Here is a 22,916-nt window from a genome sequence, read left to right as displayed (position 1 = left end):
GCGCGCTCCCTCACTCCGGCAGGTATTGCCCGCGGCAGGTGCGCCAGCCGGTGAACGGCGCAAACAGGGCATGCCGTTGCTCGGCGGTGAGCACCCGGTGCAGCTGCTCCATCACGCGCGGGTCGTAGTAGCGCAGCAGGCCCGCACCGCCGCCGGGGAGGCGCAGCGTGAGCAGCCTCTGCAGGTGCGCGAACACCGTCTCGAAGGGGCGCATGCTGGTCAACAGGGTGATGCCGTTGGGGTGCTGGCGCTCTACCTCGGCCAACCACTGTGCGAGCTGCGGCGCATCGGCGGGTGCGAGCAGCCACGGCCCGGAGGTGGAGGCCGTCGCATCGGGAGTGCCCAGGAACAGTGAGCGGTAGCTGGCCGGGGGGGCAAGGCGCAACAACGCTTCCGGTGTGTCGGGGCGCACGGCGGCGTCGAGGATCACGTAGGCGATCATGCGGCACGCGACAGAAAGGCCGTGCCCCGCTCGCCGGCACTCCGCAGGCAGCGCTCGCAGATGGGGGTGGTCTGCTGCGGGCGCGCGGGTGCGTTAAATGCCGCCGGTGCCTTCGCCACGGCAGTGGTCGCGGCAGGGCCATCGTCGACATGGACCAGGTGCTGCTGCCCGGCGGTCAGGCTGCAGCCACAGGCCAGACGATCACCCTCGCGTGCCACCGGCTGGCCATCGATGATGAGGGTGGTGTCCCCGGAAACGATCGGAAAGGCACCGCCATGCGCGGGGCAGGTGGCGTAGTCGTTGATGCGGGCGAGGGGCTTGCCCTCGATGTCGGTGAAGGGCGAACCGGTGATGACACGGCCGCCGCTACTGGTGCGGTCGCCCACGACGATGAGCATTCGCATATGCATACCCTGGGTTGGACGCGGGGGAGTCTTCTAGCACGCTGGCCGCTGGCGACGTGCCGTTCTGCAACGGTCCTGCACAGTGCGTCACGCAGTGCGTGCGGAAACGGGTTGAACGCGACATGTGTGGGCAGCGTCGATGTCTGTGGATGAGGCTGCATGCGTCACTTCGCGCAGGCATCGACGGGTACGACCGCGTGGTCGGCCGCAAACTGACGCGCCGCCTGCGCACCGCTCAGATGGGCGTAGCGGGCGAGCAGCACCGTGTCGAGCCCGGCGATGTGGTGATCCAGCGCGTAGACGCGCCACAGCTCCTCGTCGAAAGCGAGCAGCCAATCGTGATCGGGCGAGGGCATCGGAGGCTCCTGAAGGACGGAGCGCCAGCCTGCCAGCGCGGGGCGCGTGTCCGCACGGAATGGCGTCTCAGTTCCGCATGCGCGCTGCGCACCGTTGCGATGGGTGCAGTAGCGTGCCGGCGTCGTGGGGCCAGGCAGTTGCAACCGATCCTATGGTCATCGCGTACGGCATTTCCAACAATCGCCACCGAGAACCGGTTGGGAGTACAGGTGTGGATGCATCGATGTGGTGGTCGTCGTGGGCGGGGCCGATGCTGGGCTGCGTTGCGGCCGGTGGCATGGTGGGCCTGGGGGTGTTGGCTGCCACGCGCGTGCCGGATATCTCCGGCGTATGGACTATGACCACCCGTCAGCAGAGCTCGCTCGCGAGCGAGACGCCTGGCATGGATGTGACGTATCTGGTGATGCTGTCCCAGCGCCGTGGGCGGGTGGAGGGAATCGCCGAGCGCGTGCGCGACGTGCATGCCGATGGCAGCGTGCGCAACTACACCGGCAGCCATCGGCAGCGTGCGGAGATCAGCGGCGGGCTGTTGGGCGGGGTTTTCGAGCGGCGCCAGTTCCAGCTGCTGTTCCGTGAACATGGTGCGCATCGCAGCCACGCCACCACGCACCGGTTGGAGCGCCGCGTTGGCCGCGGCGAATGGCGGGGGCAGTTCTGCTCCAGCGCGGCAAGCGTGGCGGGCCAGGCGCGCTGGTCGCGCGGTCTCGGGAGTTTCAGCTTCAGGCGGTGAATGCGCCCGCGTTCAGCGCTTGATCGCCAATACGCCATCCAGCGCAAGCTCGGCCTTGAAGCCGGCCTTCTCCAGGCGCTTGGCCACTTCGCGCGGCACATCGCGGCCGCTGGTGAATCTGTTGGGTGCGCCGGTGTAGTGGAACATGCGGCCGCCCTTGCGGATCACCCGGGCGAGCTGGTCGTAGAACACCTGGGAGTACAGTTCACCGGCGATGCCGAAGCGCGGCGGGTCGTGCAGGATGGCGTCGACGGAGGCGGTTTCCAGCGTTTCGATGGCCTGCGATACATCGGCATGGGTCAGCGACAGGCGGCCGCCGCTGCTGGCGGCCTCCGGATCCGGCGACCACGGGTTCAGCGTGCGAAGCCACAGCACATCGGCATTCTTCTCGAACGAGAGAAGGCGGGTGACACCGCCTTCCAGGCAGCAGGCAGCGAAGTAGCCGAGCCCGCCGCAGGTGTCCAGCACCGTTTTGCCCGCCGGGGCGATCAGCGCGACCTTGCGCCGGGCATCCTCGAACGGCGACACCTGCGCGCTGGGCAGCATCTTGATGCCGTCGATCTCGAAGGTGGGCGCGTCCCAGTCGGTGGGCACCAGTTTGATGAGCGCTGAGCCGAAGCGCGAGATCGGCGCGAAGTCCTCGCCATCCCAGTAGTAGAGCGTGCGGTCCTTGGTCTTGCCGGGGTAGGCGTAGAACTGGCCGTGCCAGCGCCAGCGGTCGGCCCCGAGAATGGCGGTGCCGGTGCTGCGGCCGAGATCCAGCGAGCCGCTCCATTCGCCTGTGCCGGCATCGCGGGCGCGGAGCAGGGCATCGGCGAGCGGGCGGGTCAGCAGGGGGCCGGTGTAATGGGGCACGGGATCGGGGGCGCCGGTGCTGCGGGGCAGCCGGGCGACAGGGCAGTCAAGGGGTGGGCATCGTACCCGAGAACGCGGCCGGGCCGTGTGACCGGGATGCGCTGCCGCAGGATGGCCGGTCTACAATCGGAGCGCACCATGTGGGTGGAACGCCCAGGCATGGCACGAGCGCTAACCTCCGGGCGGACCATGAACGCAGCCATCGAGCAGTCCCGATTTCCTTGGCATTCCCGGGCGGGCGAGGGGGTGGCAGCCGGCGTGATGCTGGCCGTGCTGCTGAGCCTGACCGGCTGTGGGCAGCCGGACGATGTGGGGCCGCCAGTACGCCTGCACGAGGTGGCGAGCATCGAGATCACGTTCGTACAAGGCCCCTTCGAGGACGTCGAGGAGGTGCATCGCCTGCAGCAGGGCGCCGGGCATCGTGTCTTTGAACGCACCTCCGAAGTGACGTGGCGCGGCGGCCCCGCGACGGTCACCACCGGCACGGTACCGCCGCAGCGTGTGGCCGAAGTGCTGCGTGCGGCGGCGGCACCGGTGTGGTCCCGGCAACGTGCGGTGGACATGGCCGCGCGACGGCTGCGTCCGGACGCCCTGATCGAGGACGTGGTGCCGCGGGACATGGCCTCTCCGGGCTGCAGCGCGGCGGACCTCCGCAAACGCATGGGCGCGGCGCTGGGCGGTGATGCGTTGCGCGCGCAGTTGCTTGCCTACTACAGCGATGCCTATGGCTGGACCGATGATGCCCCCTCACTGCGCATGACGATCCGCTACGACGACGGGACGGCGTCGGTGGTGCAGTCCACGTCGCAGAAGGTGCGCATGTTGCCGTGGCAGATGGGGGGGCCTTCGGACACGCCGCGCCTGAACTGGTCGGTGCCGCTGACCGAGGCCATCGCCCGGGTGCTGCCGCCGGCCTCGGCCGCCGCCGAGCGGCTGGAGAGCACCTCCTACCGGCACATGACCTCACGCCTGCTGCTTGCCGCGCAGGCGGAATGCGCCGCCGGCCATCAACCGCCGTGACGGAGATAGTGCCCGCGCGCGAACAGCCACTGGCACCGTTTCTTTACCATCAGCCGCGGACGGCCGCGTTCGATCACGACCGGGTTTCCTGCGCTGGCCTGGCCCTGGAATGTGGCATCCGGCTTGAGCAGCGCAACTCCGTTGAGGCCATCGGGCGTCAGCAGAATGTCATCGATGCCGGCCGCATCTTCCGGGCTGAACCGGGTGGCGATCTGGGCGTCGAGGGCGGTGCCCAGCGGGGTATCGACGCGCCGCCAGGGCTGGCCCTCGCGCAACGACATGACATAGGCCCCGTTCTCGCGCACGACCTTCACTGATTCCTTGGCACGGGAGGTGTCGGCATAGCAGCCGATCAGCCGGCCCTGGCCGGTGCTGTGGCCATCACGGCAGGCACCGAGCAGCAGGATCAGGGAGACCAGCAGAAGTGGGGGGCGGCGCATGGCGTGACCGAAGGGAGGCAGAGGTCAAGTGTAGGCAAGTCCCTGACGCGTTGGTGCGGCGCATTCCCGGTGCGAGCTGCGGCATCCCCTGATCGCACCGGCGTGGTGGGATTCGCACACTGGCCGCATGTCCCCGCCTACCCGCCCTTGGTCGCCCGGTGCCACGTACTTCTTCAGTGCGCACCTGCGTGATGGTCACAGCCAACTGCTGGTGGAGCACGCCACCTACCTGCGGCTGGCGTTCCGGATTGCGCGGGTGGTGCGCCCGTTCCGCATCAACGCCATCGTCGTGCTGCCCGATCACCTGCACGGCGTTTGGACGCTGCCGGAAGGGGACACCGAAGGGCATCAACGCTGGAGCCAGATCCAGGCCGTGTTCGACCGGCACCTGCCGGGCAACCCGCCTCGCGCCGTCCTGCGCCGTGACCGGCAGGTGCGTCCGCTCTGGCACAGCGGGTTCCGCGAGCATCGCATCCTGGACGATGCGGATCTGGCGCGTCATGTGGCGTACGTGCATGAGAACCCGGTCAAGCACGGGCATGTCCGCGATGCCCGGCAGTGGCCGCTCAGTTCAATCCATCGGGGCGTCGGGCGGCCGGTGGCGGGGTTTGGGGAGTGCCGGGAACCGGGAACGGGCAGCGCCCTGGGCGAAGACGCGGCCAGTGGGATGGATCAGGAGGATGCAAGGGGATGCTGAAGTATGGGCAGGGAATGCCGGTGGGGGCCGTGCAGGTGGCGGCGATGCAGGGGCGTGACGGCTGGGGAGTCGACGACACGCCACATGGGCGGGCCCCCGGCGAAGCCATGACGCCAGGTGGGGAGCGCCAGGGTTCCGCACAACCGGGGGGCGGAACCGCTGGCGCTGGGCCGCTACCCGGGGCGGCAGGGGACGCTCAGGGGCATGCGACCGGATAAATGGGGCCGGCGCCGATCAGCAGCAGGCCCATGTAGTCGCTGTCCGATGCCTTGCCTTTGAGGGTGGCGCCGGCATTGAACTTGAACAGGCCAAAGCCGCCGCGGGGGCTGACCAGTGCCTTGCCGATCTGGTCGGCGTCGTCCTTGAAGAACCGCGCGATATCGGCGCGTGTGGATTCCTGCAGAGGCGTCGGCTCACGCTGCCATTGATCGTCGCGCTGGAAGGATACGTAGTAGCGGCCCTGCTGCTGCTCGATGCGGAACTCCGCCGGCTTGCGCGGGTGGGTGGCGTAGCAGCCGAGCATGGGATCGGCGGAAAACACGTTGGCGCTGTTGGTGCCGTTTCGGCACGCCGTGAGCGGCAGCGCGGCGAGGAGCATCACGCTGTAGATGGACGGGCGGAGAGAGTGACGCATGGCGGTTCCCTGTAGGCCTTGCAGCATTCTAGGACGAGCGTGCAAAGACGCCGTGCAGGCCGTGCAGGCCGTGCGCCGTGCGGGCGGCAAGGGTGGCTGCGACGCCGAAAGGTGGTGTAGCGTGGAGGCTCGCCCTGGGAGAACGCGAGTGAGCTCCGAACCATCGTTGACTACCGCGCCGCGTCCAGCGCGGACCGCACGCGCGCCGTGGTTGGGGTTGGCCAGTTTCCTTGGATTGCCGCTTGGCGGTGCAGCCGGTTACGTGGCGGCACACCTGGGCAGTGCCGCCGCCACGGGGGAAGGCACCACGGGGGCGGCCATTGGTGTGCTGGCCGCGGCGGTGATCGGCCTGATGGCCACGGTGGGCGCGCGCGTGCGCCAGGAGCGGTGGCCGTGGCTGGGCATCGTGGGCGCGGTGGTGAGTGCCGCGCCGCTGGTGGTGTTCATCGCCGGCATGATGGTGATGCGCTGAGCCATGCGCGTGCGGTAGACCGCGCTGCCACAGGCGGCGTGCCGGAGGTCAGTGTCGGTGCCGCCGCCACGCGTTCCAGACATGGGTACTGGCCAGCAGGAGGCTGCCGGCGACGGTCAGGGGCGTTTCGCTGTCGTGCGTGGGCCACCCGAGTGCGCCGGCGAGCAGCAACAGCAGGCCGGCGGCGGCGCTGATCAGCGCTGCCGCAGGTAGGGGCCGCTGACGGTGCGCGCGCCACAGGGCCACACCGGTCAGCGGGACGGCGATGGCCACGAACAGCGCGTGCACCCACTCGGCCTCGGCCCATACCCCCATCAACGGAAGGGTGGCGGCCAGCAACGGCAGGGCCAGGCAGTGCAGGAGACACAGGCCGGAGAGGGCGAGGGCACCGGCATCGAGCAGGGCGGAGGATCGCTTCATGGCGGGGGGCCTTGGTTTTTGAATGTTATATAGTAACATTTCAGTTCTCCTTGCTGCCTGCCCTGCCATGACTGCCTCCCGTCCTTCCCCTGATTCACGCCTGCCGGTGACGGTGCTGTCCGGCTTCCTTGGCGCCGGCAAGACCACGTTGCTCAATCAGATCCTGCGCAACCGCGAGGGACGGCGCGTGGCGGTGATCGTCAACGACATGAGCGAGATCAACATCGATGCGCAGCTGGTGCGCGATGGCGGCGCGGCGCTGAGCCGCACCGAAGAGACGCTGGTGGAGTTCAGCAATGGCTGCATCTGCTGCACGTTGCGCGATGACCTGCTGCAGGAAGTGAAGCGGCTGGCTGCTGCGGGGTGCTATGACTACCTGCTGATCGAGTCGACCGGCATCGCCGAACCGATGCCGGTGGCCGCCACCTTCCAGGTGCGCGATGCAGACGGGTTCTGCCTCAACGACATCGCCCGGCTGGACACGCTGGTGACGGTGGTGGACGGGCAGCAGTTCCTGCGCGACTTCGGCTCGACCGACCGCCTGGCCGACCGCGGCCAGCAGGTCGGGGAGGACGATGCACGTGGGGTGGTTACGCTGCTGGCCGAGCAGGTGGAGTTCGCCAATGTGATCGTGGTGAGCAAATGCGACCTCACCGATGACGACACGCTGCAATCGACACTGGCAGTGCTGCGCGCGATGAACCGCGACGCGCGGTTGCTGCTCGCGTCGCGGGGGGACGTGCCGTTGCATGAACTGCTGGACACGCGACGCTTCGACTTCGTGCGTGCGCAGCTGGCACCGGGCTGGATGCAGGCGCTGCGCGGCGGGCATACACCGGAGACCGAGGAGTACGACATCACCAGCTTCGTGTACCGCGCGCGGCGACCGTTCCACCCGCAGCGTTTCGCGCGGGTGCTGGAGCATGGGCTGGGCAGCGTCATCCGCAGCAAGGGTTTCTTCTGGCTGGCCAACCGGATGGACTGGGTGGGTGAGCTCTCCGGCGTCGGTCCGGCCATGCAGACCCAGGCCGCTGGCTTCTGGTACGCCGCGCGGGAGCGCGTGGCGGCCGGGCTGGAGGGCACCGCGCCGGTGTTGCCGCCCACGCCGGTGCCCTACACCGACGTGGGGTGGGCGCGCCAGCAGATGGCATGCTGGACAGCGCCGATGCCCGCAGTGGACGAGGTGGGTGACCCGGGCGAGTACCAGGCGATGCGCAGGCTGTGGCACCCGTGGTGGGGCGACCGCCGCCAGGAGCTGGCGGTGATCGGGGTGGCGATGGATGCGGCCGCGGTGCGCGCCGAACTGGATGCGTGCCTGCTCAACGATGACGAGATGCGTGCCGGGCCGCTGCTGTGGCAGGTGTTGCCCGACGCGTTCCCTGCCTGGGCGCGCCAGTAGCCACGGTAGCGGTCAGCGGGCATGCAAGACCCAGCCGTGGTCGCCGGCGTCGAGCCGATGGGTCAGGTGCAGCGCGTCGAGCAGATCGGGATCGTGCGAGACCACGATCAGCGTGCCGGGATACTGGTTGAGCATGTGCTCCAGCGCCGCCAGTGAGGGCAGGTCGAGATGGTTGCCGGGCTCGTCCAACAGCAGCAGCTGTGGCGGGTGCTCGGCGTACAGCAGGGCGGCCAGCGCCGCCTTCAGCCGTTCGCCGCCGCTGAGCGCATGCAGCGGCCGCAGGCTGCGTCCGGCATCCAGCCCAAGCAGGGCCAGGCGCGTGCGCAGGCTGCCCTGATCCTCGCCGGGGTGCGCGCGCTGCAGCCATGACAGGGCACTGTCATGCGCCGGCAGCGCGGACAGCGACTGATCGAGCAGGGCCGTTCGCGCAGAGACGTCCACGCGGCCGCTGCAGGGCGCGACAGTGCCGGCCAGCAGACGCAGCAGCGTGGATTTGCCACTGCCGTTGCGGCCGCTCACGCCGATGCGCTGGCCGCGTTGCACTGTGAGGTCGAGGGTGTGCCACGGTGGCGCGACCCACGGCAGCCCGGCGGCAACGAGGTTGGCCACGCGTTGCGGGCCGGGATCGTCGAGCACCGGGGGCAGCATTGCGATGGCGGCCTCCCGTTCGACGTCGACGGCAGCCGCGTCCACGCGCGCGTCCAGTGCGGCGCGCCGTTCCGCCTGCTGCATCTGCAGGCGGCCGGCACTGTGTTCGCTGCGGTTCTTCATGCCGCCAAGCAGGATGGGGGCCTGGTTGGCGGTGCGTGCGTCGCGCTGCGCGCGCGATTGCCGGTGCGCCTGCCGCTCGCGCTGCTCGCGCAGGACCTCGTGCTGCTGGCGGCGCTCACGCTTGCGCAGCTCGAGCAGCGCCTCGGCGGCCTTGCGTTCGTCGTGCTTCCGCGCGGTGTAATGGGCGTAATCGCCGCCGTAGCTGCGCAGCCCCGTAGGCGAGAGTTCGACGATGCGCTGCATGCGTTGCAGCACGGTGCGGTCGTGGCTGATGACGATGAGACCGCCGCGCCAGTCCGCCATTGCGTCCAGCAGCCGATCGCGGTGCCAGGCGTCGAGGTGGTTGCTGGGCTCGTCGAGCACCAGCGCGTCGGCGTTGGACAGGAAGGCACCGGACAGTGCCACCTGCATGACCTGGCCGCCGCTCAGCGTGGCGGCCGGGCGCAGCGGATCGAGCGCGGGCAGGCCGAGGCGATGCCACTGCGCCTGCAACCGGTCGCGCAGGTCCCAACGGTCGCCGACGCAGGCGAAATCCTCGGGATCGACACTGCCCGCCTCGATGCGGGCCAGTGCGTCGAACACCGGCCCGACACCGGCAAGGTCGACGATGCGACCGCACGGAACGCCGCTGAGCTGCGCCAGCCGCTGTACGTGGCCGTGGCGCTGGATGCGTCCGGCGGTGGGGGCCAGCTCGCCGCTGAGCAGACGCGCGAGCACACTTTTACCGACACCGTTGCGCCCGACCAGGCCGGTCGGCGTGGTGTTGAAGGAAAGCGAAAGATCGGAAAACAGCGCACGGCCGTCGGGCAGCGTAACTGCCACGCGGTCGAGCGTAAGGGCGAATGCGGTCATGCGACCTCCATAGATGCCGTGAACTCCTCCCTGCCGGGCAGGGTGGTGAGGAGACAGGCCGTCAGACGACGGCGGCATCAATGGCGCATGCGGGCATACCTCGGCAACTCAGGCGACTGGCTGTCGCGAACCCAGTATACGGAGGCACCGGTGGCCAGCGATGAACGCGCGCTGCTCAGCAGTCCACGCCGGTGAGGCGGGCGCTGACGAAATCGATGAAGACGCGCAGTTTGGGTAGCACGTGCCGGCCCGATGGCCAGAGCAGGTAGAAGGTGCCGCAGGCATGGATCTGGTCGGCCAGCACCCGCTGCAGGCGGCCGTCGGCGAGTGCGTCGCGCGCGGAGTGCTCGGGAAGGTAGGCGATGCCGCGCCCTGCCAGGGCGAATGCCAGGCGTGCTTCGATGGTGTTGCTCACCATCGACACCGGCAGGTCCAGCGGGGGCTGGCCGGGGGCGGCTGGCACGGGCCACGGCTCCAGTTTGCCGGTGCTCGGGAAGCGGTAGTGCAGGCAGTCGTGCTGACGCAGATCGGCCGCGGTGCGCGGGGTGCCACGGCACGCCAGATACTCCGGTGCGGCGACCAGGTAGCGCGGGAACACGCCCAGTCGGCGCGCGCTGAGGCGCGAGTCGCCGGGGTCGCCGACGCGCAGCACGGCGTCGAACCCTTCTTCGACGACATCCACCAGGCGGTCATTGAAGTCCAGCTCGAGCCGGATGCCGGGATAGGCGGCCATGAATTCGGTGAGGATCGGCAGCGACAGGTCGCCCACCAGCGGCAGGCCAAGCCGCAGCACGCCGACCGGCGCGGCGGTCTGATCGGCCAGCTCGGTGCGGGCGGCGTCGCGCTCGTCGAGGATGCGACGGCAACGCACCAGGAAGCGCTCGCCTTCGGCGGTCAGGGTGATGCTGCGCGTGCTGCGGTGAAACAGGCGCACCCCCAGCGCCTGCTCCAGGCGGGTGACGCTCTTGCCGGCGGCCGAGGCGGTGATGCCCTGCAGGCGGCCGGTCTCGACGAAGCTGCGGGTGTCGGCAACCTGCACGAAGGTCTGCAGGTTGCCCAGATTGTCCAAGGCTGACATGGGCGGGACACGGGCGGAAAGCCGCACTGTAGCGAGTGCGGGGGGGCGGGGGGCGGCCGACAGCAGTGGCGCGCCGGCCGGGGGGCGGGAAACCCTTGCGGGGACTGGGTGTTATGCAATTGCGGAACAAACTGTCCGGAATGTGCGGAGCGTTACCGGGCTTTTTGCCGCTGCGGGCAGCGCCTACCGTGGCGCTCCGATTCCACTGGCACTGCCCCGATGACCGTCTCCTCCCCTGACGCCCTTTCCGCTACGCCCCGGCTGCCTGCCGTGGATGCCCTGCTGCGCCAGCAGCACCACGACGCGCGCCTGGTGGGTGCGGTGGTACTGGTACGCCGGCACGGCCAGCTGCTGCACGCCGATGCCACGGGCTGGGCGGATCGTGAGCAGCAGCGGCCGATGTCGCGCGGGACGCAGTTCCGCCTGGCCTCGGTCAGCAAGCCGATCGTGACGGCCGCAGCCCTGCGCCTGGTGGCGAGGGGCGTGCTGTCGCTGGACACGCCGGCCCATGCGCTGCTGCCCGACTTCCGCCCGGCGCTGGCCGATGGCACCCGACCGGCGCTGACGTTGCGCCATCTGCTCAGTCACAGCGCGGGTCTGGGATACCGTTTCCTGGAAACCGATGCCGACGGGCCGCTGGCGATGGCCGGGGTCAGCGATGGCATGGATGCATGCGCCCATAGCCTGCAGGAGAACGTGCGCCGGATCGCGCAGGTACCCCTTGCGTTCGCGCCGGGCCACGGCTGGCACTACTCGCTCGGGGTGGATGTGGCCGGGGCGATGCTGGAGGCGGCAACCGGCCTGCCGCTGGCCGAGATTGTCCGTGTGCAGGTCACCGCGCCGTTGGACATGCACGACACCGGCTTTCATACGGACACGCCGACGCGGCTGGCCACGCCCTATGTCAGCGATCAGCCACGGCCGCGCCGCCTGCGCGAAGGCGAGGTGGTGCCGGTGTTCGACGGCACGGTCGGCATCGCCTACAGCCTCGCCCGTGCCAGCGATCCGCTGGCATTTGCCTCGGCCGGTGGCGGCATGGTCGGCACGGCCGATGATGTGATGCGGCTGCTGGAGGCGCTGCGCGGCGAAGCGCACCGCGATTGGCTTGCGGCCACGCACGTGGCGGAGATGACGCGCGCACAGGTGGGTGAGCAGGGCCCGCCGGACCCGCCAGGCTGGGGCTTCGGGCTGGGCGTTGCGGTGCTGCGCGACCGGATCGCGGCAGCCACGCCGCAGGCCGACGGCAGCTGGCGCTGGGGCGGTGCGTATGGGCACAGCTGGTTCGTCGATCCGGCCTGCGGGCTGAGCGTGGTCGCACTGACCAATACGCTGTACGAAGGCATGCACGGCGCCTTCGTGGATCGCCTGCGCGACGCGGTGTATGCCGACTGCGCCGTGGCGGTGGCGCCATGAGCGCGCCGGCCGAGGCCTGTCAGGGCGTGGCAGCGACCGCAGTCACGCGGCTACCGCTGGGGGGCCTGCTGGCCCTGGCCTGCGCGGGCTTTGTGACGATTCTGACCGAGGCACTGCCGGCCGGTCTGCTGTCGCCGATGAGTGTCGACCTGGGCGTGAGCCGGGCGCTGGTCGGACAGCTCGTCACCGTGTACGCATTGGGCTCGCTGCTGGCGGCGCTGCCGATGACCGCATTGACCCGGCGGCTCCCGCGTCGCCCGCTGCTGCTGGCCGCGATTGCCGGCTTCGCCGTGATCAACACACTTACCGCGCTGACCCACGACTACACGGTCATGCTGGTGGCGCGCTTCGTGGCCGGGATCAGTGCCGGTCTGTTGTGGTCGCTGGTGGCCGGCTATGCGAGCCGCATGGTGGTGCCGTCGCTGCAGGGCCGCGCGATCGCGGTGGCGATGGTGGGCACGCCGCTGGCGCTGTCGCTCGGCATTCCTGCCGGGACGTTGCTGGGGCAGACCATCGGCTGGCGCTGGGCGTTCGGGGTGATGTCGCTGATCAGCGTGGCGCTGCTGGTGTGGGCACGGCTGACGCTGCCCGCGCTGTCGGCGCCCGGTGCGGCTGCCCGCCAGCCGCTGCTGACGGTGCTGAGGCTGCCGGGGCTGCGCACGGCGCTGCTGGCGATGTTCCTGTTCGTGCTGGCGCACAACGTGCTGTACACCTACATCGAGCCGTTCGCAGCGTTGGCCGGCGCGGCCGGTTGGCTGGACCGGCTGCTGCTGGTGTTCGGCGTGGCGTCGCTGGTGGGGATCTGGATCACCGGCGTGTGGGTGGATCGCGGCCTCGGCCTGCTGGTGGTGGCGAGCACGCTGGGCTTCATCGTGGCCGCCCTGGCGCTGGCCTGCTGGCCAGGTTCGCCGGCGGTGCTGGTGGCCGCCACGGTGGTGTGGGGGCTGGCCTTCGGCGGCGTGGCGACGCAGTTCCAGACGGCAGTGGCGCGGCGCGCCGGTGAGGCGGCCGACATCGCGCAGTCGTTCGTGGTGACCGGTTGGAACCTGGCGATCGCGCTGGGTGGGGTGGCCGGTGGCGTGATGCTGGAGACGGTGGGCGAACGCTGGCTGCCGGTGGCGCTGTTGGCGATGCTGGTGGCGGCGTTGGCGGTGGTGCTGCGACAGCCACGCGCCTGGCAGCCGGTGCTGCCGTGACGCCTGCGGAGCGGGCGATCGCGCACCGGTATGCTGGTCGGCATCGACCGGGAGGAGATGCAGGTGCAGCGAGGTTTATGTAGTGGATGGGGGCTGGCGCTGCTGTGCATGGCCGGCCTGGCGCAGGCGGCCACGCCGGACCGTCGCATCGCGATGACGATCGACGACCTGCCGTGGCAGCGGCTGGACACACGTGCCGAACCGGAGCTGGCCGAGCGGCACGCGCAGTTGATGGCCGCGCTCAACGCCACGGGCATCCCGGTGGTGGGCTTCGTCAACGCGGGCAAGCTGGTCGAGCAGGGCGAGGTAGTGCCGGCGCGCGTGCAGATGCTGCGCGACTGGCTCGACGCCGGTGCCGAGCTGGGCAACCACACCTGGGGTCACGTCGATCTGCACGCGGTGGGCCTGCCAGCGTATACGCAGGACATCCTGCGCGGCGAAGACACGCTGCGGCCGCTGCTGGCCGAGCGCGGGCAGTCGCTGCGCTGGTTCCGCCATCCGTACCTGCGCGCCGGCCGCTCGCCGGCACAGCGCGACGCGCTGGCGGCGTTCCTGCAGGAGCACGGGTACCGCATCGCTCCTGTGACGGTGGACAACAGCGAATGGGTCTGGGCGTTCGCCTACGACACGGTGCGGGTCAGCGACCTGCCGCCGGCCGAACGCGAGGCGCGGCTGGCGCAGCTGCGTCGCGGCTACATCCCCTACATGCTGAACAAGCTGGACTACTACGAAGCGCAGTCGCAGCAGCTGCTCGGCCGCCTGCCGGCACAGGTGTGGTTGATGCACGCCAATGCGCTGAACGCGGCAACGTTCGAGGACCTGGTGGCGGCCACGCAGCGCCGTGGCTACCGCTTCATTTCGCTGGAGCAGGCCCTGCAGGACCCGGCCTACCAGCACGCCGATGGCTACAACGGCGACAGTGGCATCAGTTGGATCCATCGATGGGCGATGGCCGATCACGTGCCGCGCACGTTCCATGCCGGTGAACCGGTGGTGCCGCGCTGGGTGCAGGCGTTGGCCGGAGTGGACGCCGACTGAGCCCGGCAGTGGCCTAGTCGCTGATGCTGTGGTTTGGGTTCTGCATGTTCTCGCGGGCCTTGCCGTACTGTTCCTTGCGCTGCCAATGGAAGGCGGCGAAGGCCTCCGGTGGCAGCGGTTTGGAGAACAGCCAGCCCTGACCGAACTCGACCTGGCGCGATTGCAGGTAGGCGAGCTGGGCAGGTGTTTCCACCCCCTCGGCCACGGTGAACAGGCCCAGCGTTTTCGCCATGTCGATGATGTGCGAGGTGACCGGGCTGGTGGCGCTGTCGGTGCCGATGGCATCGATGAAGGACTTGTCGATCTTCAAGGCATCCAGCGGCAACTGCTGCAGGTACTGCAGGCTGGAATAGCCGACGCCGAAGTCGTCAATGGCCACGCAGTGCCCGGCGCGGCGCGTGGCGGCCAGGCTGTTGCGGGCGCGCTGGATGTCGATGAAGCCGCGTTCGGTGGCCTCCAGCCAGATCTGCTGGGGATGGATGCCCGTCCCCTGCAGCTTCTGCGTCAGCACCTTCAGTGCGCGGCCGCTGCTGACGTCCTCGGCGGCGAGATTGATCGCGATGTGAGCGCTGCGGTCCTGTACCAGCAGGTCGCGCATGTCGGCGATGACGTTGTCCATCACCTGGTCGGTCAGCGCCTCGATCAGGCCGGTGTCCTCGGCCAGCGGGATGAACAGGTCCGGGCGCACCAGGCTGCCGTCGGGCCGCTGCCAGCGCACCAGTGATTCGGCACCGATGCAGATGCCGGTGTCCAGCTCGATGATGGGCTGGTAGTGCATGAAGAACTCGCGCCGCCGGACCGCCGTGGCCAGCTCGGCGCGCAGCGACAGACGTCGGCGCGACAGCCACACCGCCAGGGCGATCGCGGCGGCAGCGCCAAGCGCGCCGGCCGGGGCGAACTGCCAGAGCAGCGGGCGGATGCTGGCCACCAGAGGGGTGCGTGGCGCCGTGGCGATGGCCAGCCACTGCTGGTCCTGGGCGGTGGCAAACAGGGTGCGTGCATCCATGCCGCTGCGTGGCGCGCGCAGCAGATCGAGCATCAGCTGCGGATCGGCGATCGGCTGATGGGCGATCAGGCGTCCGTCCGGGCTGGCCACGGCCAGGCGTACGTCCGGGTCGGTGATGACGTCAACCAGCCGTTCGGGGTTCATCAGGATGTCGTAGCGGCCGTAGTACAGGGCCAGCAGCGGCACGCCATTGCCGGCCAGCGGGCGCACGTCGAGCTTGATGCCGACGCCGTCGGCGGTGAGGTGGTCCGGCTCGGGGCGGCGGATCGGCGCCTCCATCGGCCCCCAGGAGGTGCAGATCAGCCGGTCGTCCTGGAAATAGCCCATCTGCTCGGCCGAGACGGTATTGATCACCAGGCCGCGCATGAGTTGCAGGTGGGCCGCCGAGCAGGGTTCGAGCGTGCTGGCATTGGCCTGGCGGAGAGCGGTCAGCCCGGCTTCGTAGGCGCGGTGGGCGCGCAGCAGGGTCCGTTCGGCCGTGAACTGCAGCCGATCCCGCGCGGCATCGTTGGCGCGATTGACGTTGAAATAGAGCAGGGTGGCCATCGGCACGAGCGCGCCCAGCAGGGCGAACAGCACGGTGACGGCGATGTTCCGGGTGCGGTTCAAGCAGACCTCGTGCCAGCCGGCCCGTGGCCTGGAAGCCCTATCTCACCACCTGCGCGCACGGAAAGGAACAGGAAAACCCCGCGTTCGTGGTCGGACAAGGCCCAGGCGGGTCTCCGCCACGGCAGCAGCGGGTGAAACCCGACAGCCGCGCGCACTGCGGCCACCGCAGGCACCTCGCACCTGATCCGGGCGGGCGGCCGCGCGGGCCGTCTTCGAGGGGCAGAACACCGCCGGCGCAGCCTCTCCAACGGCATCGGCACCCGACCGCCATCGGTACCGGCCTGTTCCGGGGCTCGGGCAGGACCATCAGCCTGGCCGGCCCGCCCATCGTGCCGGTCTCCCTGATCACCGGCGATGCTGTCCTTGGTGAGGCGGTCTTCGCGCCCGGCGTGACGCTGCGCGGGCCTGCCCTGATGCCGGGACCGGCATTCACCTTCGGTTCGCAGCCGTGGCCGGATGATCGCGCCGCACGACTGACGTGCCCCGCACCGAGCCCATGAACCTGTCCCTGCCCGCCGCGCTGGTTGTGCTGCTGTTGCTGATGCCCGGCGTTGCAGGCGCGCGCACGGTGTATCGCTGCGTGCAGGGCAATACGGTGAGCCTGGCCACCGCGCCCGAGCCGGGGTCGACATGCACCCCGCGGCAGATCGACGACAACGCGGTGCAGACCCCCAACCTGTGGGGAAACATGGGGGTCTTCAGCGGCACCCTGTATGAGCGCGAGCAGGACGGCACGCGGGTCTACTCGACCCGCAATCTGCCCGGCTCGCGGGTGTTCCTGAAGTTCACCGTTGCCACGCCGCCGGGCGAGCCCGCGCATGAAGGGCTGGGCAAGGTCGGTGCGCCGCAGTTGAACCGGCATGCCAGGCAGTTCAAGGCCGCCGCGAAAGCCACCGGGGTGGACGATGCGTGGCTGCGGGCGATCGCGCACGCCGAGAGTGGTTTCGATGCCGGCGCGGTATCACCCAAGGGGGCGCAGGGCGTGATGCAGCTGATGCCCGATACGGCCACCGAGTTCGGTGTGGCCGATCCACTGTCGGCCGAGCAGTCGATCAACGGCGGCGCGCGCTACATGAAGACGCTGCTGCGCCGCTACAACGGCGACCGCGTGCTGGCCGCTGCGGCCTACAACGCGGGCATCGGTGCAGTGACGCGTTACAAGGGCGTGCCGCCCTACGCCGAGACGCTGGCCTACGTGGAGAAGGTCAGCGCGCTGTATGTGCGGTACCGCGAGGCAATGGGGTTCCGCGTGGAAACGCCGGCGAAGTAGGCTGGCGAGCCGCGCGGCACCGCTCAGCGGGTCGGGTTGGAACCAAACAGGTCAACGCGTTCGATACGGCCAACCGCCTGCACCGCGGCACGCACGTCGGTACGCTGCTTGAGCTGGCGCCAGCGCTGGTCGCGCACGGCATCGCCGGGCAACGACGGCAAGGTGCGGTAGTTCTGCAGCGACACCAGCGCATCGCCGCGCTCCTCCGGGGCGCGCAGCTTGGCGATCAGGCGGGCCGCCGCCTCGTCCATGCGATTCTCTTCAAGCAGGACGTCGAGCAGGATCAGGTCGGCGTCGTCGGGATGGCCCAGCAGCCAGTCGCGTGCGGCATCGCCCTGGGTGCGGTCGTCCAGCTGGCGGAACGCAATCAGGCGCAGCCAATGGCGTCCGAACTCCCAGAAGCCCAGCTCCGCCGGCAGCACTGCCAGGGTATCCAGGCCCTGCTGCGGTCGCTGCAGCGACATCTGCCAGCCAGCGAGCAGCAGGTGCTGAACCGTGTTGGGTGCGTCTGAATCGTGGAACCGCAGGGCCTGCGTCTGAGTGGCCAACGCCGCGTCCATCTCGCCCAGACGCCGCTGCGCGCCTGCACGGTAGGACAGCAGCCACGCCAGGTTGTCGGCGCCTTCGTAGGTGCGCTGCGCCGTCGGGTCCTGCGCCTGTACCGATGCGGCGATGCTGTCGGTCATGGCGATCACGGCAGCGTTGTCGCCGGTCATCAGCAGGGTGTCGGCCATGCGCACCGGCAGGACACCTTCCTCGGGCCGCAGCAGTGCGGCCACGCGCAGGGCGTCGGTATGGCGCCGTGCCGCCAGCGCCGGATCGAAGCGTGGGCTGGCGCGGTCAACGACCCGGTCGAACCGCTTGTCGCTGCGCAGCGCGATCAGCTGGACCGGGTCATCGATGCGCGCGATGGTGTCGGCCAGCCGATCCTGCTCGCCGGCCTCGGCCTGCAGCGTGGCCAGCGAGCGCCACAGGCGTGCCGGCTCCGTCCCCTTGTTCTGCCATTTGCGATCGAACAGCGCCTGCAGCAGGGTACGGCGGGTGGCGGGATCGTCTTTCAGCTGATGCAGCAGATAGCCGATCAGATCGACGTCGATATCGTCGTTGAAGCGGTCGGTAAGCTGCAGCGAACGGGCCAGGCTGAGGGCGGCATCGCGCGGCTTCTGCTGCTGCACCTGCAGGCGGCCGAGCAGGTACACGGCACGGGGATCGTCGTCGCGCGCGGCCAGCGCCGTGCGCAGGTAGCGCTCGGCATCGGCCTGCTGCCCGCTCTTCAGCGCGGTCATGCCGGCCGCCACCCAGGCATCCTGACGCGCATCTGCCGGCACCTGGGACAGTGCCGGGTCGGCGAGCACGCGCTCGAACACGATCATTGCGCCGAGCGTGTCGCCGCGATCGGACTGCATGATCGCCTCGGCTACCGAATCGACCAGACGCTGTGCATCCGCATTGAGCGGTGTGTCGGAGGCAACGCTGATGGCGGCCGACGCAGCGCTGCTGGCCGCCAACGCGAGCAGCAGTGCAAGAGCATGACGACGCAGGGGCATGGTGGGGTCCTTCCGTGGCAACAACAGGGATTGAACCCGGGATGGCCGATCGGCACAAGTCGCGCGTGTGCGCCACTGACGATGCGGCGGGTTTGCATGCGCGCGTGGAGCGACTATCGTCGTGGCCCCGACATCAGACAGGAAGCGGCATGGCGCGTGCGTACTGGGCAGCAGGAATCGCCGTGGTCACGGCCGCGCTGCTGGCGTGGACCTTTCTGGACGCGCCCGCGCCGCCCGCGCCTCCGCCGGGTCCGCCGCCCACCGTGCTGGGCTGGACGGCGCGGATCGAGGCGCTGGCCGGCGACGGTGTCGCCGGTGCGCGCGAAGGTGCGGGCATGCAGGCCCGCTTCGCCGATCCGAACGGGATGGCGGTCGATGCGCAGGGCGTGGTGTACGTTGCCGATGCCGGTGACAACAACCGCATTCGCCGCATCCATCCGGATGGTCGCGTAGACACATTGGCGGGTCAGGGGGAAGGCTGGCGCGATGGCCCGGCGCTGCAGGCACAGTTCCACACGCCGTCGGCGATCGCGCTGGACGCCGCTGGCACGGTGTACGTGGCCGACACCGGCAACCATGCGATCCGGCGCATCGGCCGCGATGGCACGGTCAGCACATTGGCGGGCGATGGCCAGCGTGGCTTCCGCGACGGCCCGGCGGGCCAGGCCCGCTTCGATGCGCCGATGGGCGTGGCGGTGGATGCCGGTGGCCGCGTGTTCGTGGCCGACACCTACAACGACCGCATCCGTGTAATCGAGACCGACGGCCAGGTGCGCACGCTGGCCGGTGGCGAGGTGCCCGGTCACATCGACGGCGCCGGCATCGGTGCACGGCTGGATACGCCGGTGTCGCTGACATTGGATGGGCAGGGCAACCTGCTGATCGCCGATCTTTTCAACAATGCGATCCGCCAGCTTGCCCCGGATGGCACGCTGACCACCCGCGTCGCCAGCGGCGGCCTGCTCAGTGGCCCGTTGTCGATGGCGGTGACCCATGACGGGGTGATCTACGCCAGCGACATCAACGGCAGGGTGGTGCAGATCTCGGCACACGGCCATCAGCTTGCGCTGGCCGGTGTTCCGCCGCAGCCGCGCTTTGCACGACCGACCGCGCTGGCGCTGGACGCCGAGGGGGGGCTGTATCTCGCCGATGCGGCCGCCTATCGCGTACACCGGCTGCGTGCGCTGGGAGAGGGGAAGGTCGCGCCACCGGCCCTGGTCGGTCCTGCGCCGGACGCGCCGTTGCCGGCCACCGGCGGGCGCTGGCCGCTCGCCCCGCAGGATGGCTGGCACGAAGTGGTGGGCACGCTGGGCGAAGTACGCGGCAACTTCAGTGGCGAGAGCCGCCACCACCTGCACGGCGGTTTTGATATCCGTGGCGATGTGGGCCAGCCGGTGCTGGCGATTGCCGACGCCAAGGTCAGCAGCCCGGCCGCAAGCTGGGCAGTGGGTGGGCAGGGCGAAGGTCTGGCGCTGGACACGCTCAAATACATCCACATGAAGGTCGGGCGCGATCCGCGCGACCGCCCGCTGGATGCGCGCTGGCAGCAGCTGCGGGATGCGGACGGCAACCTGGAACGCATCCGCGTGCGGCGCGGCACGCGCTTCCAGGCGGGCGAACCGCTGGGCAGCATCAATCGCATGGCGCATGTGCACCTGAGCGTGGGCGCCAGCGGGTTCGAACGTAATGCCGTGGCGCTGGGATTTGTCCACTATGCCGATACGGTGGCTCCGCGCATGACGGCGGTGAGCCTGCTGGATGATCTGGAGCAGCCGCTCGCCGCCGGTGCCGACGGTCGCGTGGCAGTGCCACGGCAGGGGCCGGGCGTGCAGATCGTGGTGGAGGCGTGGGACCAGGTGGACCGCAACCTGCCACGGCGCCGGTTGGGCCTGTACCAGGTCGGCTACCAGATTCTCGACGCGCAGGGACACCCCCTGCCGGGCTACGAGCAGCCCCGCTTCAACATCGTGTTCAACCGCATGCCGCCGCAGGACAGTGCCACCGTGGTGGCCTATGCACCGGACAGCGGCATCACCGTGCATGGCAGTGCGGTGACCCGCTTCCGCTACCTGGTCACCAATACCGTCCGCGACGGGCTGGTGGAGACCGGACGCTGGCAGGCCGATGCGCTGCCGGCGGGCGACTACGTGATCCGTGGCAGTGCGCGCGACTACAGCGGCAACGAGGCGACCGGCCCGCGCGACCTGAAGATCACGCTGCTGCCCTGAGCTGGCATCTCAGGCGCCGACGCGCTCGCGCTCGGCGTCCATGTCCGCCAGCGGCCGCACTTCGATGCTGCCGAAGCGCGACCACGGGAACTGCTGGGCGATGCGCATCGCCGCGTCGCGGTCGGGGGCGTTGATCAGGTTGAAGCCGGCCAGCAGTTCGCGGGTTTCAGCGAAGGGGCCGTCGGTGATCCGCGACTGGCCCTGGCGCACGCGAACCGTCTGCGCGCTGGCAACCGGTTCGAGCTTCTGTGCCAGCACCAGCGTGCCCTCGGCCTGCAGGGCATCGGCATGCTGCAGGCAGTCGTGCATCAGGCGATCGTACTCCTCGCCGGGCAGGGCCTGCAGCAGGCTTTCGTCGATATAGATCAGCAGCAGGAACTGCATGGCCGGGTCCGTGTCGGCAGGGGGTGTCCATGATGCCCCAGACGCCGCAACGGCCGTGTTGCAGCGCCGCAGCGGATGCCGCCGCCCGGCCGCTCGAGCGCCGGTTGCCAAGAGGCCCCGCAAGCTGCGGCAGCGCGGGCGGAGACATCAGGCGCTATCCGCAACGGCCCTTGGACCAGGACGCCCTCCCGCTGTCGGCAATGGCCTGAACAGGCGGAGGGAAAGGAAAGACGAATTTCTTTTCGCCGACGTGTCGATTTCCGCCCCGCTGCGACGTTGTATCCATGAAGGGCCCGCCAACCGGACCCGCACCGAAGGAGACACCGATGAAAGTGATGGTACTGGTCAAGGCGAGCGCGGCGACCGAAGCCGGTCAGATGCCGACCGAGGAGGAGATCCGCGCGATGGGCGCTTACAACGAACAACTGGTGCAGGCCGGCATCATGCTGGCCGGGGAGGGCCTGCACCCCACCTCGCGCGCCCGGCGCGTCGCCTTTGGCACCGATGCGCCACGGGTCATCGACGGCCCGTTCGCTGAAACCCGCGAACTGGTCTGTGGATTCTGGCTGTGGCAGGTGCGCTCGCTGGACGAGGCCACCGAATGGCTCACCCGCGCCCCGTTCGCCGCCGGCGATGTCGTCGAGCTGCGGCCTGTTCTCAGTGCCGAGGATTTCGGTGCGGCCTTCACTCCCGAACTACAGGCGCAGGAACAGCGTCTGCGCGACCAGATCGGCAACGCCGGCTGACCATCCCCCCGCATCCCCTGGAGCATTCCCATGAAACTGATTCCGTTCCTGAGCTTCAACGGCCAGACCCATGACGCGATGGCCTTCTACGCCAAGGTTCTCAACGGCAAGGTCACCTCGGAAATGAAGTACCGCGACATGCCGCCGATGGAGAACACCGACGGCTGCGGCGAGATGCCGCCGGAGACCCTGGACCACGTGGCGCACAGCCAGCTCGAGGTAGGCCAGGCCATCCTGATGGCCGCCGACAGTCCGTCGGGCGCGGGTGAGGGCAGCACGACCATCAACATCGACGTCGCGTCGGTGGACGAAGCCGAGCGCGTGTTCGCGGCCCTGGCCGAGGGCGGCGAGGTCAGGATGCCGATCGGCGAGACCTTCTGGGCGCATCGCTGGGGTTTCCTGATCGACCGCTACGGCAAGCCGTGGATGGTCAACTGCATGAAACAACCCTGATCTCCCACCAAGGATACCGACCATGACCGATTCGCCGCAGATGATCTTCGTCAACCTGCCGGTGCGCGACCTGGAGGCCTCCAAGGCCTTCTTCGCCGCGCTGGGCTACACCTTCAACCCCACCTTCACCGATGACAACGCCGCGTGCATGGTGGTGAGCGACAGCATCTTCGTCATGCTGCTGGTGGAGTCGTTCTTCACCCAGTTCACCCACAAGCCGATCAGCGACGCGCGCGCGCAGACCGAGGTGATCACCGCGCTGTCCGCACCCAGCCGCGCGGCGGTGGACGCCACGTTGGACAAGGCACTCAAGGCCGGCGCCAGCGAACCGCAACCGGCACGTGACTACGGCTTCATGTACCAGCGTGGCTTCCAGGACCTCGACGGTCACCTGTGGGAGGTCGCGTACATGGAGGGCCAGCCGGGATGAGCCGCCCGGTGGCTTGTGCGATGCG

At 69.5% G+C, this 22,916-nt stretch carries 25 protein-coding genes; 13 read left to right on the top strand and 12 right to left on the bottom strand.

From position 1 onward, the window contains the following. Window positions 1-10: 10 nt before the first annotated feature. From ACPEH8_RS15890 to ACPEH8_RS15880, 3 genes are all read right to left on the bottom strand, one after another. Window positions 11-442, bottom strand: a complete 432-nt coding sequence (locus tag ACPEH8_RS15890) for a DUF4123 domain-containing protein (RefSeq protein WP_136003478.1) — start codon at window positions 440-442, stop codon at window positions 11-13. Beyond that, window positions 439-840: a PAAR domain-containing protein gene (locus ACPEH8_RS15885; RefSeq protein ID WP_229296518.1), complete on the bottom strand. Its 402-nt coding sequence runs from the start codon at window positions 838-840 to the stop codon at window positions 439-441. Before ACPEH8_RS15885 ends, ACPEH8_RS15890 begins: the two co-directional genes overlap by 4 nt. Window positions 841-1,010: 170 nt before the next feature. After that, window positions 1,011-1,202 (bottom strand): hypothetical protein, encoded by a 192-nt coding sequence (locus ACPEH8_RS15880; protein ID WP_136003482.1) that lies wholly within the window; start codon window positions 1,200-1,202, stop codon window positions 1,011-1,013. 152 nt (window positions 1,203-1,354) lie between these two features. On the opposite strand from ACPEH8_RS15880, the gene ACPEH8_RS15875 reads away from it, so the two are divergent. Beyond that, window positions 1,355-1,933, top strand: a complete 579-nt coding sequence (locus ACPEH8_RS15875) for a hypothetical protein (RefSeq protein WP_136003483.1) — start codon at window positions 1,355-1,357, stop codon at window positions 1,931-1,933. Between the two features lie 12 nt (window positions 1,934-1,945). Here the strand turns inward: ACPEH8_RS15875 and ACPEH8_RS15870 are convergent, their stop codons facing one another. Next, the gene (locus ACPEH8_RS15870; protein WP_423667424.1) at window positions 1,946-2,818 is read right to left on the bottom strand and encodes a class I SAM-dependent methyltransferase; all 873 of its coding nucleotides are present in this window, start codon (window positions 2,816-2,818) and stop codon (window positions 1,946-1,948) included. A gap of 129 nt (window positions 2,819-2,947) precedes the next feature. Here ACPEH8_RS15870 and ACPEH8_RS15865 point away from each other — a divergent pair, with 129 nt between their 5' ends. Further along, on the top strand, window positions 2,948-3,808 hold the full coding sequence (locus tag ACPEH8_RS15865; RefSeq protein ID WP_136003485.1) for a hypothetical protein: 861 nt from the start codon (window positions 2,948-2,950) through the stop codon (window positions 3,806-3,808). Here the strand turns inward: ACPEH8_RS15865 and ACPEH8_RS15860 are convergent. Further along, window positions 3,796-4,248: a hypothetical protein gene (locus ACPEH8_RS15860; protein ID WP_312710708.1), complete on the bottom strand. Its 453-nt coding sequence runs from the start codon at window positions 4,246-4,248 to the stop codon at window positions 3,796-3,798. The two genes, ACPEH8_RS15865 and ACPEH8_RS15860, sit on opposite strands and share 13 nt — an antisense overlap. 127 nt (window positions 4,249-4,375) lie before the next feature. On the opposite strand from ACPEH8_RS15860, the gene ACPEH8_RS15855 reads away from it, so the two are divergent. Next, window positions 4,376-4,945: an REP-associated tyrosine transposase gene (locus ACPEH8_RS15855; protein ID WP_423667392.1), complete on the top strand. Its 570-nt coding sequence runs from the start codon at window positions 4,376-4,378 to the stop codon at window positions 4,943-4,945. Window positions 4,946-5,141: 196 nt separating this feature from the next. Here the strand turns inward: ACPEH8_RS15855 and ACPEH8_RS15850 are convergent, their stop codons facing one another. Then, the gene (locus ACPEH8_RS15850; protein WP_423667389.1) at window positions 5,142-5,579 is read right to left on the bottom strand and encodes a hypothetical protein; all 438 of its coding nucleotides are present in this window, start codon (window positions 5,577-5,579) and stop codon (window positions 5,142-5,144) included. Between the two features lie 148 nt (window positions 5,580-5,727). Between ACPEH8_RS15850 and ACPEH8_RS15845 the strand changes: the two genes are divergently transcribed. Continuing rightward, the gene (locus ACPEH8_RS15845; RefSeq protein WP_229296516.1) at window positions 5,728-6,051 is read left to right on the top strand and encodes a hypothetical protein; all 324 of its coding nucleotides are present in this window, start codon (window positions 5,728-5,730) and stop codon (window positions 6,049-6,051) included. 48 nt (window positions 6,052-6,099) lie between these two features. On the opposite strand, the gene ACPEH8_RS15840 is transcribed toward ACPEH8_RS15845, so the two are convergent. Next, window positions 6,100-6,471, bottom strand: a complete 372-nt coding sequence (locus ACPEH8_RS15840) for a MerC family mercury resistance protein (protein WP_017355668.1) — start codon at window positions 6,469-6,471, stop codon at window positions 6,100-6,102. A 67-nt stretch (window positions 6,472-6,538) separates the two neighbouring features. Here ACPEH8_RS15840 and ACPEH8_RS15835 point away from each other — a divergent pair, with 67 nt between their 5' ends. Further along, window positions 6,539-7,870 carry a GTP-binding protein gene (locus ACPEH8_RS15835; RefSeq protein WP_153164955.1) on the top strand — a complete coding sequence of 444 codons (1,332 nt, stop codon included), beginning with the start codon at window positions 6,539-6,541 and terminating at the stop codon, window positions 7,868-7,870. A 12-nt stretch (window positions 7,871-7,882) separates the two neighbouring features. Here the strand turns inward: ACPEH8_RS15835 and ACPEH8_RS15830 are convergent, their stop codons facing one another. Then, a complete protein-coding gene (locus ACPEH8_RS15830; RefSeq protein WP_423667386.1) occupies window positions 7,883-9,493 on the bottom strand; it encodes an ABC-F family ATP-binding cassette domain-containing protein in 1,611 nt (536 codons plus the stop codon). A 175-nt stretch (window positions 9,494-9,668) separates the two neighbouring features. Next, window positions 9,669-10,571, bottom strand: a complete 903-nt coding sequence (locus tag ACPEH8_RS15825; RefSeq protein ID WP_423667383.1) for a LysR family transcriptional regulator — start codon at window positions 10,569-10,571, stop codon at window positions 9,669-9,671. A 219-nt stretch (window positions 10,572-10,790) separates the two neighbouring features. Here ACPEH8_RS15825 and ACPEH8_RS15820 point away from each other — a divergent pair, with 219 nt between their 5' ends. From ACPEH8_RS15820 to ACPEH8_RS15810, 3 genes are all read left to right on the top strand, one after another. After that, window positions 10,791-11,984, top strand: coding sequence for a serine hydrolase domain-containing protein (locus ACPEH8_RS15820; protein WP_153164952.1), 1,194 nt, complete (start codon window positions 10,791-10,793; stop codon window positions 11,982-11,984). Then, on the top strand, window positions 11,981-13,180 hold the full coding sequence (locus ACPEH8_RS15815; RefSeq protein ID WP_423667380.1) for an MFS transporter: 1,200 nt from the start codon (window positions 11,981-11,983) through the stop codon (window positions 13,178-13,180). The genes ACPEH8_RS15820 and ACPEH8_RS15815 overlap by 4 nt, the downstream gene beginning before the upstream one ends. A 108-nt stretch (window positions 13,181-13,288) precedes the next feature. Further along, entirely contained in the window at window positions 13,289-14,218 is a 930-nt protein-coding gene (locus ACPEH8_RS15810; RefSeq protein ID WP_017355661.1) for a polysaccharide deacetylase family protein, read from the top strand. A gap of 13 nt (window positions 14,219-14,231) precedes the next feature. Here ACPEH8_RS15810 and ACPEH8_RS15805 read toward each other — a convergent pair whose 3' ends face one another. Further along, complete coding sequence (locus ACPEH8_RS15805) at window positions 14,232-15,833, bottom strand: EAL domain-containing protein (RefSeq protein ID WP_166472565.1); 1,602 nt, start codon at window positions 15,831-15,833, stop codon at window positions 14,232-14,234. Between the two features lie 496 nt (window positions 15,834-16,329). Between ACPEH8_RS15805 and ACPEH8_RS15800 the strand changes: the two genes are divergently transcribed. Further along, window positions 16,330-17,103, top strand: coding sequence for a lytic transglycosylase domain-containing protein (locus tag ACPEH8_RS15800; RefSeq protein ID WP_136003500.1), 774 nt, complete (start codon window positions 16,330-16,332; stop codon window positions 17,101-17,103). 23 nt (window positions 17,104-17,126) lie between these two features. On the opposite strand, the gene ACPEH8_RS15795 is transcribed toward ACPEH8_RS15800, so the two are convergent. Continuing rightward, a complete protein-coding gene (locus ACPEH8_RS15795; RefSeq protein WP_423667377.1) occupies window positions 17,127-18,650 on the bottom strand; it encodes a hypothetical protein in 1,524 nt (507 codons plus the stop codon). A gap of 149 nt (window positions 18,651-18,799) precedes the next feature. Between ACPEH8_RS15795 and ACPEH8_RS15790 the strand changes: the two genes are divergently transcribed. Next, entirely contained in the window at window positions 18,800-20,878 is a 2,079-nt protein-coding gene (locus ACPEH8_RS15790) for an NHL repeat-containing protein (protein WP_136003503.1), read from the top strand. Between the two features lie 9 nt (window positions 20,879-20,887). On the opposite strand, the gene ACPEH8_RS15785 is transcribed toward ACPEH8_RS15790, so the two are convergent. Then, window positions 20,888-21,262, bottom strand: coding sequence for a YciI family protein (locus ACPEH8_RS15785; RefSeq protein WP_017357123.1), 375 nt, complete (start codon window positions 21,260-21,262; stop codon window positions 20,888-20,890). Between the two features lie 326 nt (window positions 21,263-21,588). Between ACPEH8_RS15785 and ACPEH8_RS15780 the strand changes: the two genes are divergently transcribed. From ACPEH8_RS15780 to ACPEH8_RS15770, 3 genes are read left to right on the top strand one after another with little or no spacing between them, the layout of a single operon-like run. Then, the gene (locus ACPEH8_RS15780) at window positions 21,589-22,008 is read left to right on the top strand and encodes a YciI family protein (RefSeq protein ID WP_026070933.1); all 420 of its coding nucleotides are present in this window, start codon (window positions 21,589-21,591) and stop codon (window positions 22,006-22,008) included. Window positions 22,009-22,038: 30 nt separating this feature from the next. Continuing rightward, a complete protein-coding gene (locus tag ACPEH8_RS15775) occupies window positions 22,039-22,461 on the top strand; it encodes a VOC family protein (protein ID WP_313275024.1) in 423 nt (140 codons plus the stop codon). A 22-nt stretch (window positions 22,462-22,483) separates the two neighbouring features. Beyond that, window positions 22,484-22,891 (top strand): VOC family protein, encoded by a 408-nt coding sequence (locus ACPEH8_RS15770; protein WP_017357120.1) that lies wholly within the window; start codon window positions 22,484-22,486, stop codon window positions 22,889-22,891. Window positions 22,892-22,916 lie beyond the last annotated feature (25 nt).

The sequence above is a fragment of the Stenotrophomonas sp. NPDC077461 genome, assembly GCF_049545475.1.
GTDB classification, from domain to species: domain Bacteria; phylum Pseudomonadota; class Gammaproteobacteria; order Xanthomonadales; family Xanthomonadaceae; genus Stenotrophomonas; species Stenotrophomonas nematodicola.
Note: the sequence above shows the minus strand (reverse complement) of the source record. Positions and strands in the feature narration are given on the sequence as shown.

Excerpts from the sequence above, each read along its gene's own strand:
- ACPEH8_RS15880 (WP_136003482.1), bottom strand. The coding sequence starts at position 1,202 with ATGCCCTCGCCCGATCACGATTGGCTGCTCGCTTTCGACGAGGAGCTG.
- ACPEH8_RS15850 (WP_423667389.1), bottom strand. The coding sequence starts at position 5,579 with ATGCGTCACTCTCTCCGCCCGTCCATCTACAGCGTGATGCTCCTCGCC.
- ACPEH8_RS15875 (WP_136003483.1), top strand. The coding sequence starts at position 1,355 with ATGGTCATCGCGTACGGCATTTCCAACAATCGCCACCGAGAACCGGTT.
- ACPEH8_RS15835 (WP_153164955.1), top strand. The coding sequence starts at position 6,539 with ATGACTGCCTCCCGTCCTTCCCCTGATTCACGCCTGCCGGTGACGGTG.
- ACPEH8_RS15810 (WP_017355661.1), top strand. The coding sequence starts at position 13,289 with ATGGCCGGCCTGGCGCAGGCGGCCACGCCGGACCGTCGCATCGCGATG.
- ACPEH8_RS15820 (WP_153164952.1), top strand. The coding sequence starts at position 10,791 with ATGACCGTCTCCTCCCCTGACGCCCTTTCCGCTACGCCCCGGCTGCCT.
- ACPEH8_RS15800 (WP_136003500.1), top strand. The coding sequence starts at position 16,330 with ATGAACCTGTCCCTGCCCGCCGCGCTGGTTGTGCTGCTGTTGCTGATG.
- ACPEH8_RS15825 (WP_423667383.1), bottom strand. The coding sequence starts at position 10,571 with ATGTCAGCCTTGGACAATCTGGGCAACCTGCAGACCTTCGTGCAGGTT.
- ACPEH8_RS15885 (WP_229296518.1), bottom strand. The coding sequence starts at position 840 with ATGCTCATCGTCGTGGGCGACCGCACCAGTAGCGGCGGCCGTGTCATC.
- ACPEH8_RS15865 (WP_136003485.1), top strand. The coding sequence starts at position 2,948 with ATGGCACGAGCGCTAACCTCCGGGCGGACCATGAACGCAGCCATCGAG.
- ACPEH8_RS15780 (WP_026070933.1), top strand. The coding sequence starts at position 21,589 with ATGAAAGTGATGGTACTGGTCAAGGCGAGCGCGGCGACCGAAGCCGGT.
- ACPEH8_RS15775 (WP_313275024.1), top strand. The coding sequence starts at position 22,039 with ATGAAACTGATTCCGTTCCTGAGCTTCAACGGCCAGACCCATGACGCG.
- ACPEH8_RS15830 (WP_423667386.1), bottom strand. The coding sequence starts at position 9,493 with ATGACCGCATTCGCCCTTACGCTCGACCGCGTGGCAGTTACGCTGCCC.
- ACPEH8_RS15790 (WP_136003503.1), top strand. The coding sequence starts at position 18,800 with ATGGCGCGTGCGTACTGGGCAGCAGGAATCGCCGTGGTCACGGCCGCG.
- ACPEH8_RS15860 (WP_312710708.1), bottom strand. The coding sequence starts at position 4,248 with ATGCGCCGCCCCCCACTTCTGCTGGTCTCCCTGATCCTGCTGCTCGGT.
- ACPEH8_RS15770 (WP_017357120.1), top strand. The coding sequence starts at position 22,484 with ATGACCGATTCGCCGCAGATGATCTTCGTCAACCTGCCGGTGCGCGAC.
- ACPEH8_RS15890 (WP_136003478.1), bottom strand. The coding sequence starts at position 442 with ATGATCGCCTACGTGATCCTCGACGCCGCCGTGCGCCCCGACACACCG.
- ACPEH8_RS15840 (WP_017355668.1), bottom strand. The coding sequence starts at position 6,471 with ATGAAGCGATCCTCCGCCCTGCTCGATGCCGGTGCCCTCGCCCTCTCC.
- ACPEH8_RS15815 (WP_423667380.1), top strand. The coding sequence starts at position 11,981 with ATGAGCGCGCCGGCCGAGGCCTGTCAGGGCGTGGCAGCGACCGCAGTC.
- ACPEH8_RS15785 (WP_017357123.1), bottom strand. The coding sequence starts at position 21,262 with ATGCAGTTCCTGCTGCTGATCTATATCGACGAAAGCCTGCTGCAGGCC.
- ACPEH8_RS15855 (WP_423667392.1), top strand. The coding sequence starts at position 4,376 with ATGTCCCCGCCTACCCGCCCTTGGTCGCCCGGTGCCACGTACTTCTTC.
- ACPEH8_RS15795 (WP_423667377.1), bottom strand. The coding sequence starts at position 18,650 with ATGCCCCTGCGTCGTCATGCTCTTGCACTGCTGCTCGCGTTGGCGGCC.